This window comes from Paraburkholderia terricola, from assembly GCF_900142195.1.
Classification (GTDB): Bacteria; Pseudomonadota; Gammaproteobacteria; order Burkholderiales; family Burkholderiaceae; genus Paraburkholderia; species Paraburkholderia terricola.
This window is the reverse complement of the sequence record NZ_FRAB01000114.1, coordinates 1-1,068: the sequence shown is the minus strand read 5'-3', so window position 1 is coordinate 1,068 and position 1,068 is coordinate 1. Positions and strand designations below refer to the sequence as shown.

Sequence of the window (1,068 nt, the reverse complement as noted above, 5' to 3'; positions counted from 1 at the left end):
CGGGGAGCCGTCGCTATTTCGAAGCGGGCGAAATCATGCCCGCGATCGAAGGAAGCCCGTGGGGTGAGACGTACTGGCATTGGTCGCCAAGCGAGAGTTAGCAGCTTTGTTTGTGACTCCCGTGACGACCATCTTGACGCCCGCGCAAGCACTCGCACGCTACAAGGAAGATCTGAGCGTGCGGCTTGCCGACAACCGCATGGGCGTGCTACCGGGCGTGATTGGGACGGTGTACTTTGAACGCGGTTCTCAACCCGAAGTGCGTCAAGGCATCCTCGACTGCTTCGATCGCTTCGACGAGTTGTTCGGCGAGCATCTCAAAGGAGGCAAAGACACCGACCTGGGCAAGTTCACCAAGCGGGCCCCGGCAGGTGTGGAGAAGATACGACGAGCTATTGTCGATACACCGTCATATCTCGAAGTGAGCGTGATTCGTTCCAGTTCTACCGACCAGGACACAGCCGCGGAATACAGCATCCAGACGCTAACCGGAATCGCAGCAGACGAGGACTATGTTTCGCCAAAAGGTTGGAAGGCATACAGGGGTCAGGAATCCGGCCTGTCGTACCTGAAATTCAATGTGCCGATGGACCTGATTGCGATTGACGATGGTATCGCGCAGTACGAGAACTTCCTGCGTTACGTGTGCGGAAAACTCGTGGTGCAGGGCGGCTATGGAGGCCTGTCTCCGGTCCTTGCCTACAGCTATCACCGTTACATGCCGCAGGAATGGGCACTTGCTGAGCGCTTTAGCGGATTGGAAATAGATAGCACCGCGCACCTGCAATCCAAAGAATACGACCCCGTCTCATACGAAGGCGAGTCTGTTGACCACATGACGGCGTTTTATCCGGGCTTACATCCCGGCGCAAAAGTCGGCCGATGGGGTTTCATCAAGGGCGTGAACTGGTACACGATCCTGGGCGAGTTATTCGTCGACCGCCTGGGTGGAGAGGCCGCCATACGCGAAGCGCTGAATCGTCCTGACATTCACATCGAACGCATCGGCTCGTGCCTGCTGATCCGCGCCGGGGATTTCCCGCGTCTCGGCGCCCCCGAGGAAGGTCT

At 57.9% G+C, this 1,068-nt stretch carries 1 protein-coding gene; it reads left to right on the top strand.

Annotated features, from left to right (window positions below):
• Nucleotides 1-121: 121 nt before the first annotated feature.
• A partial coding sequence (locus BUE39_RS33685; protein ID WP_235005025.1) for a type VI immunity family protein occupies nucleotides 122-1,068 on the top strand: 947 nt, incomplete at its 3' end.